We start from the raw sequence: 16,986 nt of genomic DNA, 5'->3' as shown, positions 1-16,986 counted from the left end.
GGCAAGAAATAAGGGAACAGACTTCGGTGGAGACGCGGGAATCTACTGTATTAGGATAGTATGTAGATTCACGCCTATCCAAAGGTGTCCATATCCCTTATTTCCTTGCGCTGTTCTGTGCTGGTCGCAGCAATCGCAGAGGTGTTCAAAGTTCGGGTAAGTGTATTCCCTGTGCGTGTTGTAGCAGTTAAACACTTCATAAACTCGTATCATTTACTTTTGGTGATTACATGATCTTGCTTCTCGCAAGTGAATATCGGTTTCTTAGCTCCATACGTTTTTTGGAGCCATTCATCATTCATTACGTATTCCTTACGCTTACGCGCATCAACCCTTCTGCCGAGCACGATGCACGAATGTGACGGCCAGCGCCAGAACGAGTACGGCACCTTTGATAATGTCGGTGGCGTAGTATTGGACATTGAGCATCGTCATACCGTTGACGAGGATGCCCATTAAGACGGCGCCGAAAAACGTACCGATCACGTTGGGGCGGCCTGCGCCGAAGACGGAATAGCCAACGAATACGGCTGCGAGTGCGTCCATTTGCATGGAGGAACCAGCGTCCACTTGACCGGAGCCGACGCGTGCAGCGAACAGGATGCCGCCGATCGCTGCGAAGATGCCGGATGCAACGTATGCGAGTGTGCGAATACGATTGACACGCAGACCGGATAGGCGAGCAGCTTCTTCGTTGCTGCCGGTCATGATCATCTGACGACCGCCGCGTGTGTATTTGAAAAATAGATGCATGCCGATCACGGCGAGAATCATCAGAATGACCGGGAATGGAACGCCCAGCAGGCGACCCTGACCGATCCATAGGAATGAGTCTAGCATAACGCCTGGCGCTTTGGTGCCGTCCTGAAATTGCATATTGTTATAGATCGCATAGCCTTTTGTATACGTGCGATGAATCCCGCTAATGATGTACATGACCGCCAGTGTGGCGAGCAGATCGGGGATTCGGATTTTGACGATTAACAGTGAGTTGAGCAAGCCGACGAGAATACCGAGAATGATCGGTACGATGATCACGACGATTAGCGGCATTTGATACCAGACCATCATCGCCGCGGCTACGACCGTAGTCAGGGAAACGGTCGAGCCTGCGGACAGATCGAAGCCGTCGACCGTGAGTGAGATCGTAATGCCGATCGCCACAAACGTAACGATGGAGATCGAACGCAAAATGTCGGTAATATTGTTATACGTGAGAAAATGCGTGTTATATACGGAGAAGAAGATCAGTACCAGACCGATAAAGATCAGCGCTCCGTAACGATATGAGAAATGGGCTAGCTGGTGTTTCATACAAGTTCCTCCCGGCCTGCGCTGGCGTAATATAACAAATCCTGATGCGAAGCTTCGCCATAAGCGAATGATTTGGTGATCCGTCCATCACACATGACGAGGATGCGATCAGCCAGTCCAAGCGCTTCTTCAAATTCGCAGGTCAGATACAAAATGCCTTTACCCTGCTGAGCCAAACCGCCGATCACTTTGAAAATATCGCGTTTGGCTCCAATATCGACCCCTTTGGTCGGTTCATCTAAAATATAAATGTCAGCGTTCGTTTCCATCCATTTGCCGATAGCGACCTTTTGTTGATTACCACCGCTCAAATAGCCGGTGAGCTGGCGATCGGAAGCAGTTTTGATGCCGAGTGCACCGATCAGTCCATCGCCATGCTTACGTTCAGAGCGTCCGGAGATGATACCGAGCGAGGTAATCTTTTGCAGCATAGGTAAGCTCAGATTGTGGAGCACCGATTCTTTTACAAGAATCCCTTCCTTGCGCCGTTCCTCCGGCACCAGCACGATGCCTGCCTGGATCGCCTGCTGTGGTGTGCGCGCACGAACCGGTTTGCCATTTAGCTCAATCGTGCCACGGTCGGCGGTTTCGGCACCGAATAGCAGCTTGGACAGCTCGGTTTTGCCTGCGCCGACCAGACCGACGACCGCGACGATTTCACCACTGCCTACCTCAAGGCTCACATCCTGCACATACCGTCCAGCTGCCAGATGGCTAACCGTTAGCAGTGGCTCGCCAATCTCGGTAAATACTTTCGGATACTCCTCTTCAAACGCCCGTCCTAACATCGAATGCACAACTTCATTCGCATTCGTCTCCGCGGTAGGCAGTGTGCTCACACGCTTGCCATCTCGCATGACCGTAATCCGATCACAGACACGGAAAATTTCCGGCAACCGGTGTGAAATGAAAATAACGCCGATCCCCTGTGATTTGAGTTCTTCCATAATCGTGAACAGTCGCTCGGCTTCCTCGATACTAAGCGGTGCGGTTGGCTCATCCAAAATGACAAAGCGTGCCTTCTCTGCCATCACACGAGCGATGAGCACCAGCTGCTTTTCCGCGAGTGTCAATTCGCTCACCTGCTTACGCGCATCGATCGCAAAGCCAAGCCGCTTTAGCATGTTCTCCGCTTCGGTATAGATGGATTTCCAATTCAAAATCGGACTGCCGCCGGACGCGGTAATATGGTGCAGCAAAATATTTTCCGCTACAGACAGCTGTGGGATCAGCGACGTATCGACTTCCTGATACACACATTGAATACCGGCACGTTTGGCGGCGGCAGGGGAATCGATCATTACGGTCTGTCCATCAATCGTGATGCTGCCCTGATCGGCGCTGTACGCACCGGACAATATTTTCATCAGCGTGCTTTTGCCAGCGCCGTTTGCGCCGAGCAAGGCGTGAATCTCACCGCTGTTGACCTGAAATGACACATCCTGCAACGCGGGAACATTGGCAAACGATTTGAACATACCGGTCATTTGTAAACTGCCACCGGTGGTCGCTGCGGAATTGCTCATGATGATGCTCCTTTCTGTTGCTCCTGTAATAGCAAAGTATCCACCTGCACGGGCATAAACCGCACAGGTGGATCGATACTGTTATGGGTAGGTGAAGACGATCGCTGGATCGGATATCAATCCATGCGGTTTTACTGTTAGGTCTTCTCTGTTACGGGTGGAGTATGATCGCTGCATGCCATATGCTGCCTTAAAATAACCATCTATGGATATATAGGCGATCTATTTGTTTAAGCAATAGCTTCTGAAAATTCCATGTACGACGTATACGATAATCGGTATGAAGTCGCTCATTTATTGAACAATGTCTGTTAAAAATGAACGGAACGTTATATCCAAGTGAGCAAGCTCATTTATAGGATGTACTTCAATGATCGTGTCCGATGTGCCTTATTTGCCAGCAGCGACTGCTTTTTCCAGCTCTTTCAGTTGATCGGTATTCCCTTGATCGCTGTCGCCCCAGCCTTTTACGTACTGGTTCAGGTCAGCGGTCGTTACTTTTTTGTCTTTAGGAAGTTCTTCACGTGTGACGTATACCGGTTCCAGCTCGACTTTATCATCGGTTTTGTTGCCAGCGAATTTCTGGTACAAATAACGAACCTGTACGCGGCCGATTGTCGTCGGATCAACGGCTGCGGAAGCGACCCACGGGCTTTTCGGATCTTGAATCATCGTCAAATCCTCGTCGCTCATATCGATACCGTACACTTTGATTTCATCGCGGCCGGCTTGTTTGATCGCATTGGATGCGCCTTTAGCAAATTCATCCCATGCTGCCCAGACCGCAGTGATATCGCCTTTGTTCGGGTATTGCTTCAAAATTGCTTCCATTTGCGTCTGTGCATCCAGCTGTGCGTTATCAGCTGTACCGAATGCAGCGACTTCTTTAATATTCGGATATTTTTCCTGGAACTTTTTATAGGAGATTTGACGGGATTCCATCGGTGGGAAGCCAGCTACCCAGATTTTTACGATATTGCCTTTGCCACCTGCATCTTTGGCAAGTTGCTCCAGCGTCATTTCAGCCATTTTCTGATCGTTTTGCGCCAGGCTCGTTACACCCTGTACGCCATCCAGTGCGGAGTCAAAAGCGACAACCGGAATACCGGCTTGAACCGCTTTTTGTACACCGGCAGTCAATGCGCCAGCATCGCCGTGGTCGATCAGGATGCCGTCGAATTGTCCCTGGTTAACGGCTGCATCAAGCGAAGATGCCATTTTGCTTAAGTCGTTGTCTGCGGCAATAACGGTAACCGTACCGCCATACTTCGCCACCTGATTTTTTACCCCATCTACATATTGAGCGGAAAATGTACCATTATTCAGACGCATAATCAGTGCAATATTTTTACCTGCAAGCGGATTGCCAGAAGTATTCTCTGCGCTTCCAGAGGCAGTCGTATTAGCGGACCCACTTCCACAAGCGCTTAGCACGACGGTGAAGATTAGCAGAATAGCGAGCAAAGCTGTGGATTTTAAACGAATATTCATTTTCTTTTCCCCCTGTACATGGTTGCGTTAAAGCTTTAAATGAGTGCGACTAGCGATATTAGAATTTAATATAGAATCTAAATCCGAGTATGTCAATTGGTTTTGTTAAAATAAAAATAAATGACTTTTTTGCTCTGGAATTGATTTGGAGTAATGTGAATAAAATGGATATTTATATTTTTAGTTGTATAAATATAAAAAATAGACCGAACGATATCTGTTGAGAGTATAGAAGTCGAAATGTTTGCCGAGGATACGATTAGCATTTCATTTATAGTTATGCATATATTCCTAATAGATTCATAGTTTTATAAAATCACGGACTTGCGTAAGTCTGGATATTAGTTTACCACCTTATATGCTATTGGGGAGTAGGGTACAGGTATATCTTTTTCCTATAACAAGTAAAAGAGTGATGGAGCTAAGATCGGTGATTATGCGTTTAGGAGGGTATTGGAATAAATTTTGAGACGTTGAAAAGGTAAGCGATTCACTGGATCGCCCTGTAGTTAGAATCAAAAGTATGACGTTATGATGGATGGTGGAACGATGGGGTGGAGGTTAATGAGTTCGATGGGATAGGTGTTGGTAGGACAAAAGACGATGCTTTGACTGCAAATAAACAGCCTTAGTATACAGCGCAATTTCAGTATCTTGATGAAGGGAAGTATCTGATCTTGATGAAGCTACATACCTGAAAGGCTCGCTGTATAGGTATACCAAATTCAATGATACAGCGAGCAACCGGTATAGGATCGTAGGCAAATTTTCTAACGGCTACTTAGTGCGATCTTTAGTCCAATCGCAGCGAAGATCGTACCTTGAATCCAATTCATCTGTCGTGAAAAACGAGGGCTACGCACGAGCCACATACGCACCTGATCGGCAAACAGACTGATCAAAATGAACAATAATAAGGCTTGCACGAGGAAAATAACGCCCAGTAGCAGCATTTGCAGCGGAACCTGTCCGGCTTCACGATGGATAAAAGGCGGCAGCAACGCCAGAAAGAATAGCGATACTTTCGGATTGAGTACATTCATGAGAATGCCGCGGCGATACAGTGCGGTCAGTTGATCATGATTTTGCCGATCTGCACCGCTGTTCCATACTTCGCTATGGGGAGCGCGAAAAGATTGCCATGCCAGATAGAGCAGGTAGGCGGCTCCGGCATATTTTACAATATTGAAGGCGAGTGTGGATTGGTAAATCATTGCGGACACGCCAAGCGTTGCCGCTGTAATATGTACGAGCAAGCCGGTGCACAGACCGAGTGTGGTGGCGATACCGGCTTTTTTGCCCTGTGTGATGCTTTGCGCTAACACGAACATATTGTCTGGGCCGGGAATAACGGTTAATAGTATCGCTGCGCCGAGAAAAGATAGAATCGTCCAAATATCCAGTGTTATCAGCTCCTTATTGGGTCATGAGGATGCTTCTGATTATAACGGGATTTGCCGAAAATGGCATTCGTTAGTAGAGAAAAAGCGCCATAATCGTTCCAAAAAGCGATTTTGGCGCGCTGGCTATAGCGCCTAGTTATAAGTAAAGTGATTGATTTGTCCACAGCGGAGGAAATAAACCAGTTTGGAAGCGGCATCGTTCATGATGTGTACATGCTATCTTTATGAAAGCGAAGTTTGAATCGTATGTAAAATGGGAATATAGTAAAAGTAGGACAAACAACGACGATCAATTCTGCAAACATAGTACAATGACGTGCCTACACTGCTTATAATTATTTGTAATAAGAGTATAAATGTACTGGCATCATCGAATTTCATGCTGTACATATCGAATAATAGGCAGTCTGTATCGTTTATGTTGCAGGGGATCTAGCGTTTGTTGGCTCCTATATGTTAACCCGTTAACCGATACTTTTAGCTTGTAAATAGGTTCAAATGACGAAACGGAGTGATACACATGAATCAGCAGCAACAAATCGAAATGGCACGTCAGATCAGAGAGCAAAGCTTCGCTCAAGTTGATGGTTCGGTGCTTGCTCCGCCTCGGATGCCGGAAGCACAGCGCGAAGAGATTCGTATTCCTACCTCTCTAGTAGAGGCGCGTGCGAATGTATATCGTCCGCTGAACGTGCAGGAAGCACTACCGGTGTTTATTAATCTGCATGGCGGTGGCTTCATTATGGGACAACCGGAAATGGATGATCCGTGGTGTGCTTTTATCGCGGAACGTACAAATTGTGTAGTCGTCAATGTCGATTATGTGCTGGCACCGGAGTATAAGTTCCCGGCACCTGTGCATCAGTGCTATGAGATTGCCACATGGGTATATGAGAACGCTTCCGAGCTGAATGTTGATCCACAGCGGATGGCGATCGGTGGACATAGTGCGGGGGGGAATTTGTCGGCAGCGGTGTGCATTTTGAATCATGAGCGTGGTGATGTATTACCGATCCGTTATCAGATTCTGGATTATCCACCGCTTGATCTGGTCACCGATCCTGGCGATAAGCCTGACTTTGCGGAGGCAATTCCTGCGGAGATGGCGCGTACTTTCAATGCGATGTATATCGATAATGAAGAAGATGCACGCGATCGACTGGCTTCACCAGTATGGGCACCGGATGAAGCACTGCAAGGACTACCGCCAGCACTTGTCATTACAGCGGGCAAAGATTCGCTGGCTGCGGAAGCAGCGAAGTACGCGGAGCGTCTGAAAGCCGCAGGCGTACCGGTCGTGTATCGCGATTATCCAGGCGAAGCGCACGGCTTCACCCATAACGGCACCGCTGAAAATTCACTGGAAGCATGGGAATTGATGGCGGATCATTTGAAGGAAGCTTTTACGAAATAAACAAGCGAGTCGTACAGCTATCATTTATGCAATGTTCCATACTTCATAAATCACTAGCCACCAGCGCCTGTAAAGGGAGCTGGTGGCTAGTTTAGTTTTCCTATTGTTAAATCAATGTGCGCTGTTAGATCGATATACGCGGTTAGTAACAATAACAGTAGCAATAACACAGGCACATAACCTGTACTTCCCGTTATTGACTACGTGCGTATTGGATCATGAATACAGGTAGATGCGCTAAAAGAGAACGTTTGGCAATGATCGTTACCGCCGCTGATTGCGGTTGCGATAAGCACGGACAGAAGCGACAGTAACAAGGATCAATAGAGCAAGTACACCTATAATACTAATAGTAGAAATAATTAGATTCGACCATTCAATATGCATAATACGGCGTGTACGACTATTCGTATCGATGTAAAACGAACGGAACAGTGGCAAGAAAACAAGGGAAAAGGATGACTTCTAGTGTTAGCGATCTCCTAACACGGGGTGCAATGAAAAAGGATTTTTGCGAAGCAAAATATTGTACTGCTTCAGTGTTAGCGATCTCCTAACACGGGGTGCAATGAAAAAGGATTTTTGCGAAGCAAAATATCGTACAGTTTTTGAACATAGCACTCTAACTGTTCTCCTAATCATTAGATTTCCGTGCGATAGGGTAGCTTGTCCCCTTATGCCTTTGCGCTAACCCATCCGTTTGCGTACACTGCCTCACACCTCCTATCCATTCTAGTTGGGAATGAGACCATACACAGAGCTACCATTCATTTTACATAAAATCAAAGAAATAACGCACCACATGGAAAAATACCGGCGCCGTATACGTCAAACTGTCCACACGGCTTAGATAGCTTTCCTTGAGCGCTTCCACGCGATCACTATCTCCGATCAGTAGATCACGTTTGAGCACCGACAGCGTCAAACTACCGAAAAATCCAGCCAGACTAATGAGCGCCCCGATGATCAGCGCAAAGCCCCAGCCAAATGGGGTCAGGTAAGGATGGATGAGATACGAAGCCAGTGTGGTCGCGACAAAGGCACAGGCAAATCCTTCCCACGTAATATGCGGATTCGAGGTCGGCACGATCCGCCGCTTGCCGATATACATCGATGCTACATAATGCACTACATCATTAAGCTGTGTTAGCACAACGAGAAACAGCACCAGCCCACCACCATATTGCGGTGTCGCAAATGGAAAATAAGCCAGATGGCTAAGTCCAAATACCATCAGCATCAAGCCCCACTGGGTTGAGCTTACACTGCGTAAGAAGCCGCCTGTACCTTTGTTAATAAGACGTGGCAAAGGCAAGAGCAGGAATACATAGATCGGAATAAACACGATGAACATCCCGTACCAGCCAATATAAATCCAATAAAATTGCAGCGGAATCGCCAGATATGACCACAGAAATAGCCGCCGATCCGCCTTGCGCGTGCGAATCATCGAATAATATTCCTTAAGCGCGAAAAACGTCAGTACCATTAGCGACAGCAGCGAGACGATTGGATTAAACAGCGTCGCCAGACAGAAAATAAAAAACATACCCCACCACGTCTTGATGCGCGCCCCGATCACACGATAATCTCGATCCGGCTGAAGCTTGCCAATTACTATGTACACGAGCTGAATCATAAGCATAGCTACAAAAATCAAAATGAGCGTAAACGCAGAACCACTCATACCGTCTCACCACCCTATCCTTAACATGCTTACAATCTGCCAAATGATGACTGAGCAGACAGGTACTCCTATGTTATTATGAAGGAATAACGTGAACTTGATAAGAGGGGAATTGCAGCATGAACGAAGAGCAGTCGGTTTTTATTTTGTTAACCAATACCGGAACCCTATTCACGCGCATGATCCAGCTATATACGAAGGCACCGTATAACCATGCTTCGATCTCATTTGATCGCGAGCTGCACGAGCTGTATAGCTTTGGACGTAAGCATCCAAGTAATCCGCTCAACGGCGGTTTTGTAAAAGAAAATATCGAGACAGGTACATATAGCAAATATCCGAATACGACCTGTGTCATCTACGAACTCAAGGTCACTTTGCGCGAAGTGGAAAAGATGAAGCGTGTGTTAAATATTTTTATTCGCAGCAGTCCAAAATACGGATATAACCTGCTTGGTATTATCGGCGTCGCTTTGCAGGAGCCGGTGGAGTTTAGCAATTCGTACTTTTGCTCGCAGTTTGTGGCGGAGATTTTGCATCGCTCGGGGATTAAGCTGTGGAATAAACTGCCTGCGCTGGTGACGCCGAATGATCTGCGCACGAGTGAGCGGCTGCGGATCGTCTATGAAGGCAGGTTGCGTGATTATCGACCGGAACAGGAAGTGGAGTAGGGTGGCTAGAAGGCAGATCAACCTAACCATGTAATAGGGGAATACGTTTATTCGTCAAAATAGTCTTCCAAAACTTGAGGATCATATAAGTCATACAGCATGTAGACCATCCCTTTTGTGGTATCAGGATGAATATCTCCCTCAAAAACATAGCTGAAGCCGCGCTTTTGATACCATGTCCATTTCTCAAAAAGAGCATCTGTAACTATAAATCGCTCATTAATGCATATGGCAAGATTCATAATATGACTTATCATCGCAGATCCAATGCCCTGATTTTGGAATGACTTTGCAACAGCGAGCCGAGCAATATGGAGTGCAAATCAATGTTCATCTTTTATCGTGCTCGTCTTTTTAATATTTAATTTTATTCGTGTAAGTGTAAAATAAGCGAGAAGCTGTTTATCTGGATTATAAACTAAAGTTGTACTTGCATCTCTTTTGATATGTAAATAATAAGCCATTTCTTTGAGGAAAGAATTCATTGTCGAATTTTCAGAAGAAAAAGAGGCTATGTCACGCATAGCCTCTTCACTGATGGGTTGAAATTGAAGATTCTGTATTTGAATTGGCATTCATTTTTTCCTTTATCGCCATTAATTTTTTTTGATTTTTCTCATTATTTTTTTGAATCTTTTCCATAAGTCTTCGAGCATCCTCACCTTCAATTGGAGGAATCTCTCTTAAATATAGTGACATAATATAATCCTCCTCATCTTCTTGATTTCTTAAAATTACACCATGAATATATCATTTTATATAAAAAATTAATGCATATTAAACAAAATTCAACTACTCTCCTGATCCGTCTCCACATGCTCTCGATGCGCATATTCATGTTTGAGCAACCAATCCTTACGCGTCAATCCACCTGCATACCCCCCCAACTCTCCACCCGACGTAATCACACGATGGCACGGAATAATAACCGCGAGCTGGTTGGAACCGTTTGCTCGTGCCACTGCACGTGAAGCGGTAGGGCGTCCGAGTGCGATGGCGATCTGCTGGTAAGAACGTGTTTCGCCGGATGGGATCTGCATCAGTACATTCCATACACTTTGCTGAAATGGTGATCCGATCATACGAATCGGTGTCTGGAACTGCGTTAATGTTCCGGCAAAATACTGCTCCAGCTCCTTTTCAATCCAATCAATCGGACGGGTGCGACCTGGGATAATCGCTGCTTTTTCACGTATTCGTAAGCGCTCGACTTCGCGCTCCAATCCTCGTCGATCAACAAACTCCAACAGCACAAGCGACTGTTCATCCGCAATCGCCAGCATCGGACCGAGCGGTGTATCCAGCCATGTTGCTTTAAGCACATGCTCGCCGTCAAGTCTCGTCGGTGCGGTGCCCATAATACGGGCGAACGCATCGCGGAAGCCACTGCTTGATTCATAGCCCGTATCGAGCTGACTGTCGATCACACTGCGACCGGAGCGAATATTTTTGAGTGCAATCCCCATACGGCGTGCGCGTGCATATTCGACAAACGTCATTCCAAACCGTTTTTTAAACTGGCGTCGTGCGGTCGATTCATCGATGGATAGCTCGCGAAAATCTTGCGTTTTCCAGCGCTTTTCTGGATGGCGTTCGACGGCTTCGACCAGTGTGCGGATCACGGCTGATACATGGTTAGGATGAGATAGCGGTCGGCAGCGCTGACAGGGGCGAAAGGAAGCGAGCAATGCCTGCTGTGCTGTTTCGTAAAATTCACAATTTTCAAACTTCGGCTTGCGCGCCGGACAGGTTGGACGACAGAAGATGCCCGTCGTTTTGACACCGACGTAAAATAAGCCTTCGTATTCTGTATTTTTGGACACTAATGCCTCATAATATTCCCGTTTGCGATCCAGTGTAATCATCCGCACACGTCCTTTCTGCACGTTGTTGTCTATAGATTTATTATAGCGTCAACGTCAGCAGACATCGCCGAAAATCAGGCATGTATTTTGAAGAAATAATTTTTAATACCGCGAAAAGGGGGAGAATCTCAGATTGGTGGCGATGTGGTCATTCATTCGGAGCAGGGTACTACTATGTATTCCAATGTAAAAAAATAAAAAATGGAGGATAGCCCCCCATTTTTTATTTCGTATCCTCCGGCACGATCACTTCCACATACTCCGGCAAAATATGCATTTCAATCGGCAATGTCGGTCCTTCCTCACCATCTACATTCGTTCGCACCGGCTCGTCCGAGCGCACAGCGATCTGACGTGCAGTAAAATAAGTGACCTCATGGTGCTCTTTGAGCTGACCGAGCAGTAGCGATGTACCGACTGCGAGCGAATTGAGCAGGCTCAAATTATGAATAATAAAGCCGTGCAATAACCCATCATCGACTTTAGCATCCGGTGCGATCTGTTCAAAGCCACCGACCGAATTGGTCAAAGTAGCGAGAAACAGCGGCGATTCACCTGACCAGGTTTGGCCGTCATATTCAATCGTGAGCGGTGATGCCGAGCCGCCGAATATTTCTTTGACCCCTTCACGGAAATAAGCAAAAGCACCAAATTTGGATTTGTCCTCCGAGCTGACCGAAGATAATGTTTCGGCCAGTGAACCAGCGGCGACCACATTGGCGAATAGCTGGTCATTTAACCGCCCCATATCAACTTTGCGGCGATGGGGAGATAGCAGCGTCCGAATCGCTTCATCCGTATTGAGCGGAATATGTAGTGCGCGTGCAAAATCGTTTACCGTTCCGAGCGGAATCACACCGAGTAGCGGACGATGTTCCTGATCCAGCAGTCCGTTAATCGTTTCGTGCAATGTGCCATCTCCGCCCACTGAGATGACCAGATCAAAGCAATCTGCACAGGCAGATGCACAGTATTTGGTAGCATCCAGTTCTTTGGCGGTTTCGTTAATGACCACATCATAGTCAGCCTCATCGCGCAGTAATTGCTCGATCTTCTCCACATATTCCTGCGCCTGTTCTTTACCGGAGGAAGGATTGATAATAATCATAGCTCGCTTCACAGTCCATGTTCCCTTCTATAATGGATTATAAAAAGTGATTATCTAAAATGACGGTATAACGTAATTTCTGCACAGCAAAACGTCTTACACTTATATACCCTAAAATCACCAGTGTTCTCACCTCTATCCATTACACATACACCGTAAATGTAGTCGATTCGCCAATGGTGCTGGTCGCTTCAATACGACCGCGATGCTGCTCTACAATCGATTTGGCAATGGCCAGTCCAAGCCCATGTCCACCTAACTGGCGAGCACGTGAAGCATCTGTCCGATAAAAGCGATCAAAGATGCGTGTGAGATGCTCAGCTGCGATACCATCGCCTGTGTTTGTTACTGCCAGTACGGTCTGATTACCGTGACGATGCAGCTTCACAGTGATGCTACCACCTGGATTGCAATATTTAATCGCATTATCCAGCAAAATCATCGTGACCTGGTACATTTGCTGGCTATTGCCTTCGATCATCAGCTGAGGGGAGATCTCATAGTGCAGCGATAAATTTTTCTCAAAAATAACAGCTTCCATCGTTAAAATAATTGTTTCCACCGTCTCGCTCAGATCAAACGGAGTGAATACAACATGGGTACGTGCTTGTTCCATCTCGGTCAAATAGAGCAGATCACCGGTCAGCCGCGCCATGCGCTCCGTTTCTCCTTTAATATAATGCAGCCATTTGGATTGATCACGAATCGGATCGTCCAGATTCGCTAGCAGTACATCGGTGTTGGTGTTGATGACGGCAAGCGGTGTTTTTAGCTCATGCGAAGCGTCCGCGATAAACTGCTTTTGCTTGTCGAACGCTTCCTGTACAGGCTGAATTGAACGGTTAGCAAAGTAGCGACTGGTGAAAAATAGCAGCACCAGCATAATAAAACCGACAGCTGCAAAGCTATAGATCAGATTCGTCAAAATTTCCTGCCGTGCGGTCACATCCAAAAAGGTATACAGGTAGCCATTGTTTAGCTGCAAACGCAAATAAGCCCAATCGCTGCCATCGAGACTGAATTGCCCTCGTTCCTGATTGCGCTGAAGTGCTTGCGCCAGCGCGTTATTGTAGATATCGCTGTCCAGCTCTACCTGCGAGCTTCGCTTCGTTTCTTTGCCCCCTGCATCGGTTTGAATAGTAAACGCAACGAGTCGTTCTGGACGCATATTGCTGCCGTTATTGATCGGCGCTGCCCCAGAGCTGTTCGTAGGTGGCTCGGTGCTGGATGTCTCGGAATAGGTGCTTGCATTGCTGCTCGTTGTGGAGACACCATTAGTCGTGCCAGTGCCAGTGCCAGTGCCAGTGCCAGTGCCAGTGCCAGTGCCAGTGCCAGTGCCAGTGCCAGTGCCAGTGCCAGTGCCAGTGCCAGTGCCAGTGCCAGTATTATTGCGCTCCGGGCGAGGGCGGTCGTTAGGGTGCAAATAGGATTCGGAGATGCGACCGAGATCCTGCTGGATATCATTTTGCACATCCCGATACGTGATCAGGTAGATGGAAGCGAAGGCAACGAGCATCAGAATCGAAATTGTCGCCAGATTTAGAATCAAAAATCGATTGCGCAGTTGTTGGAACATCACGTATTCACCTCAAGCACATACCCGACATTGCGAATCGTCTGAATGCGTGTAGTCGAGTGTAGAAAATTCAGCTTTTTGCGTAGAAACGATACATACACCTCTACATTGTTATGCTCTGCTTCCGAATCAAAGCCCCATAGCTTCTCAATCATTTGCTCTTTGGAGGTGATCGATTGCTTACGCACAAGCAGTAGCTCCAGCAGCTCCGCTTCCTTTAAGTTCAGTTTCATTTCTTTGCCACCTACTGCCAGCTTGAGATTTGCCATGTTCAGCTCCAGATCACCATAACGGAGCGAGTCGTCTGGCGGTACTTCGCCTTTACGCCGTAGTGCGGCACGAATACGCGCCATCAACTCTTCCGATGAAAAAGGCTTAGCGATATAATCGTCTGCGCCATAGTCCAATCCGGTCACTTTGTCGGAAATTTCACCTTTGGCAGTTAGTAAAATAACGGGTGTCGAATCGCCCTGATTGCGCAGTGTTTGGAGTACGCTGATGCCGTCCATTTCTGGCATCATAATATCGAGCAAGAGTAGATCGTAAATGCCACTCTGGGCATAGTCCAGTCCGGTTCGTCCATCGTATACGGCATCGACGGAGTAATGATGCTTTTTAAGAATCTGCATAAGCGCTTCGGCTAGATGCAGTTCATCTTCTACGATTAAAATTCGCATGGTGGGTTCATCCTTTGTTAGTATATTTGCGTACTAATGCTACAGATTGCTTTGTTGCCGGGCACCGCTCTGGCAAGGAATAAGGGAACAGACTCAGTGGAACCACGGGAATCTTTTAGATTAAGAATAGATGAAGATTCCTGCATCTCGGAATCAGTACGATATTTTGCTATGTCCAAATCGCTTTTTATTGCACATCGTGTTAGGAGAACGCTAACACTGTAAATCGTTTCGTCTATGTGAACCTGGTAGTCTCATTCATAAACAGAATACGTAGCGTAGCTTTAGTGAAACTTAAATGTAGTAGTGAAGTTTAAATAGAAGTTTAAATATAGTAGGAGTACATATGAGTTTAAATAGTATTAACAACAATAATACATAATTATGAGTGTGAAGGAGCATTGTTGTGCGAGTTTCTTGTATGAATGTAGCTTCATTTCAAACGATAAAACAAAGTCATGTGCTTGCTGCGCATGGCTTTTTTGTTATGACTTGAAGCTTCGTTTTGTGCGCCTCATTCATTGATCTACGCCTACTTTCATCAACTGAGTGATGCACCTATTCTCAATCCTAACTAATTTTTCTGTAGATTTGTTATCGCAATGTAAAATATTTAAGTTTCACTAAAGGTTCCCCTTTTAAGATACAACTATCAGCAACAGACACACATCTTCAAGCAACACATACAGGGACGACAAGACAAACTGCTCACAACTTACTTTATACATCTATCTACTACACTTACGAAAGGAATGAACAAACATGGCGATTGAAGTGTTTAACCGCTACGAAAGTAAATATTTGATGAATACCGCGCAGTTCGGTGAGCTATACACCGATTTGCTGGAATATATGGAGCTGGATGCGTACAACAAGCAGCATGATTTTTACTCAATCAGCAATATCTATTACGATACGCCGACCGATGCGTTGATCCGAGCGAGCCTATCCAAGCCCAAATACAAAGAAAAGCTACGTCTGCGTGCGTATGGCGTGCCGAAGGAGACGGATCGCGTCTATCTGGAAATTAAAAAGAAATTTACCGGGCTGGTGAATAAACGACGCACCGCACTGCGGCTGGATGAAGCGTATGCGTTTGTACAAACCGGCGCTGCGCCTGCATTACAGGACTATATGAACAAGCAGGTGGTGAACGAGATTACGTACTTTTTGCAGCTATATAATCTGGCACCGAAGCTGTATTTATCGTATGACCGCAAAGCGCTGTTCAGTAAAGAAAGCCGCGATCTGCGCATTACCTTTGATACGAATATCCGCTGTCGCCGCTATGATCTGAAGCTGGAGCAGGGTGACTATGGCGAACAACTGCTGGAGTCGAATCAATGGCTAATGGAAGTGAAAGCGGAAAATACAGTGCCCTTCTGGTTATCCCGTTTGCTCGCTAAGCATGGTCTGTATCGGACGAGCTTTTCCAAATACGGCAACGAATACAAAAAGCTGCTGCGGAGCCGTCAGCCGGTTACTCCACTGGCGCAACCGCAGTTCGTACCGACACCGCAGCCGACCATTCATATTCCGACCGACAAGGAGACGATTCAATATGCTTGAAAATCTATTCAACAGCACACTCAGCACTAGCGCTACTGATTTGACGCTAAGCAATGCGCTGATCACGATCGTGATCTCGATTGTGCTGGGTGGCATCATTAGCCTGACCTATATGTATACAAACCGATCTGGATTTTCGCAAAATTTCACCCTGACGATGGTGCTATTACCGACCATTGTCGCGATTATCATCCTGCTGATCGGCAGTAATATCGCGCGCGCATTTAGTCTCGCCGGAGCGTTCTCGATTATTCGCTTCCGCAGTGCACCTGGTGATCCAAAAGATATCGCTTACGTGCTGTTCACGATGGCAGCCGGACTTGCGGTAGGGACAGGTTATTATGGCTATGCGATTCTATTTACGATAGTTTTATGCGTCATGATGATCGTCCTGAATCGATTGAACTTTGGGACTCGCAAAACGATGCAGCGCACACTCAAAGTGACCATTCCTGAAAATCTAGGCTATGAGGAAGCATTTAATGAAGTGTTCCAACGTTTTGGCGTGCAGCATGAGCTGAAAAAAATTCGCACTACCGAGCTGGGCAGTCTATATGAATTGATCTACACCGTCACTATGCAAGCAGCGACCGACCAGAAAGCATTTCTCGACGAAATTCGTTGTCGTAACGGCAATCTGGACCTGTCGCTGACGATGAGTCCATCCCCGGTAAATGAATATTGA

The 16,986-nt window shown here is 46.6% G+C and carries 15 protein-coding genes; 4 read left to right on the top strand and 11 right to left on the bottom strand.

The window, feature by feature from the left end; translation table 11 throughout:
* Positions 1-327 precede the first annotated feature (327 nt).
* The 4 genes from AAHF22_RS08220 to AAHF22_RS08205 form a co-directional block, all read right to left on the bottom strand.
* Entirely contained in the window at positions 328-1,314 is a 987-nt protein-coding gene (locus tag AAHF22_RS08220; protein WP_347324511.1) for an ABC transporter permease, read from the bottom strand.
* Positions 1,311-2,840, bottom strand: a complete 1,530-nt coding sequence (locus tag AAHF22_RS08215) for a sugar ABC transporter ATP-binding protein (protein WP_347324510.1) — start codon at positions 2,838-2,840, stop codon at positions 1,311-1,313. The genes AAHF22_RS08220 and AAHF22_RS08215 overlap by 4 nt, the downstream gene beginning before the upstream one ends.
* Before the next feature lie 390 nt (positions 2,841-3,230).
* Complete coding sequence (locus tag AAHF22_RS08210; RefSeq protein WP_347324509.1) at positions 3,231-4,331, bottom strand: sugar ABC transporter substrate-binding protein; 1,101 nt, start codon at positions 4,329-4,331, stop codon at positions 3,231-3,233.
* Positions 4,332-5,101: 770 nt separating this feature from the next.
* Positions 5,102-5,734, bottom strand: coding sequence for a LysE family translocator (locus AAHF22_RS08205; RefSeq protein ID WP_347324650.1), 633 nt, complete (start codon positions 5,732-5,734; stop codon positions 5,102-5,104).
* Positions 5,735-6,254: 520 nt separating this feature from the next.
* Between AAHF22_RS08205 and AAHF22_RS08200 the strand changes: the two genes are divergently transcribed.
* Entirely contained in the window at positions 6,255-7,148 is an 894-nt protein-coding gene (locus AAHF22_RS08200) for an alpha/beta hydrolase (protein ID WP_347324508.1), read from the top strand.
* 772 nt (positions 7,149-7,920) lie between these two features.
* Here the strand turns inward: AAHF22_RS08200 and AAHF22_RS08195 are convergent.
* Positions 7,921-8,835: a phosphatidate cytidylyltransferase gene (locus tag AAHF22_RS08195; protein WP_347324507.1), complete on the bottom strand. Its 915-nt coding sequence runs from the start codon at positions 8,833-8,835 to the stop codon at positions 7,921-7,923.
* Positions 8,836-8,954: 119 nt separating this feature from the next.
* On the opposite strand from AAHF22_RS08195, the gene AAHF22_RS08190 reads away from it, so the two are divergent.
* Positions 8,955-9,506, top strand: coding sequence for a hypothetical protein (locus AAHF22_RS08190; RefSeq protein WP_347324506.1), 552 nt, complete (start codon positions 8,955-8,957; stop codon positions 9,504-9,506).
* A gap of 47 nt (positions 9,507-9,553) precedes the next feature.
* On the opposite strand, the gene AAHF22_RS23870 is transcribed toward AAHF22_RS08190, so the two are convergent.
* From AAHF22_RS23870 to AAHF22_RS08165, 6 genes are all read right to left on the bottom strand, one after another.
* A complete protein-coding gene (locus AAHF22_RS23870) occupies positions 9,554-9,817 on the bottom strand; it encodes a GNAT family N-acetyltransferase (RefSeq protein WP_371834036.1) in 264 nt (87 codons plus the stop codon).
* Positions 9,818-10,037: 220 nt separating this feature from the next.
* Positions 10,038-10,205, bottom strand: coding sequence for a hypothetical protein (locus tag AAHF22_RS08185; RefSeq protein WP_347324505.1), 168 nt, complete (start codon positions 10,203-10,205; stop codon positions 10,038-10,040).
* Between the two features lie 89 nt (positions 10,206-10,294).
* Entirely contained in the window at positions 10,295-11,371 is a 1,077-nt protein-coding gene (locus tag AAHF22_RS08180; RefSeq protein WP_347324504.1) for a bifunctional transcriptional activator/DNA repair enzyme AdaA, read from the bottom strand.
* A gap of 223 nt (positions 11,372-11,594) precedes the next feature.
* Entirely contained in the window at positions 11,595-12,491 is an 897-nt protein-coding gene (locus tag AAHF22_RS08175; RefSeq protein ID WP_347324503.1) for a diacylglycerol/lipid kinase family protein, read from the bottom strand.
* A 130-nt stretch (positions 12,492-12,621) separates the two neighbouring features.
* A complete protein-coding gene (locus AAHF22_RS08170; protein WP_347324502.1) occupies positions 12,622-14,055 on the bottom strand; it encodes a sensor histidine kinase in 1,434 nt (477 codons plus the stop codon).
* On the bottom strand, positions 14,055-14,732 hold the full coding sequence (locus AAHF22_RS08165) for a response regulator transcription factor (protein WP_347324501.1): 678 nt from the start codon (positions 14,730-14,732) through the stop codon (positions 14,055-14,057). The genes AAHF22_RS08170 and AAHF22_RS08165 overlap by 1 nt, the downstream gene beginning before the upstream one ends.
* A gap of 762 nt (positions 14,733-15,494) precedes the next feature.
* Here AAHF22_RS08165 and AAHF22_RS08160 point away from each other — a divergent pair.
* Together AAHF22_RS08160 and AAHF22_RS08155 are read left to right on the top strand one after the other, a co-directional pair.
* Entirely contained in the window at positions 15,495-16,301 is an 807-nt protein-coding gene (locus AAHF22_RS08160) for a polyphosphate polymerase domain-containing protein (protein ID WP_347324500.1), read from the top strand.
* Entirely contained in the window at positions 16,294-16,986 is a 693-nt protein-coding gene (locus AAHF22_RS08155; protein WP_347324499.1) for a DUF4956 domain-containing protein, read from the top strand. Before AAHF22_RS08160 ends, AAHF22_RS08155 begins: the two co-directional genes overlap by 8 nt.

The sequence above is a fragment of the Paenibacillus wenxiniae genome (genome assembly GCF_039822605.1).
In the GTDB taxonomy this organism is placed as follows: domain Bacteria; phylum Bacillota; class Bacilli; order Paenibacillales; family Paenibacillaceae; genus Saccharibacillus; species Saccharibacillus wenxiniae.
This window is presented reverse-complemented; position numbering and strand designations above follow the sequence as displayed.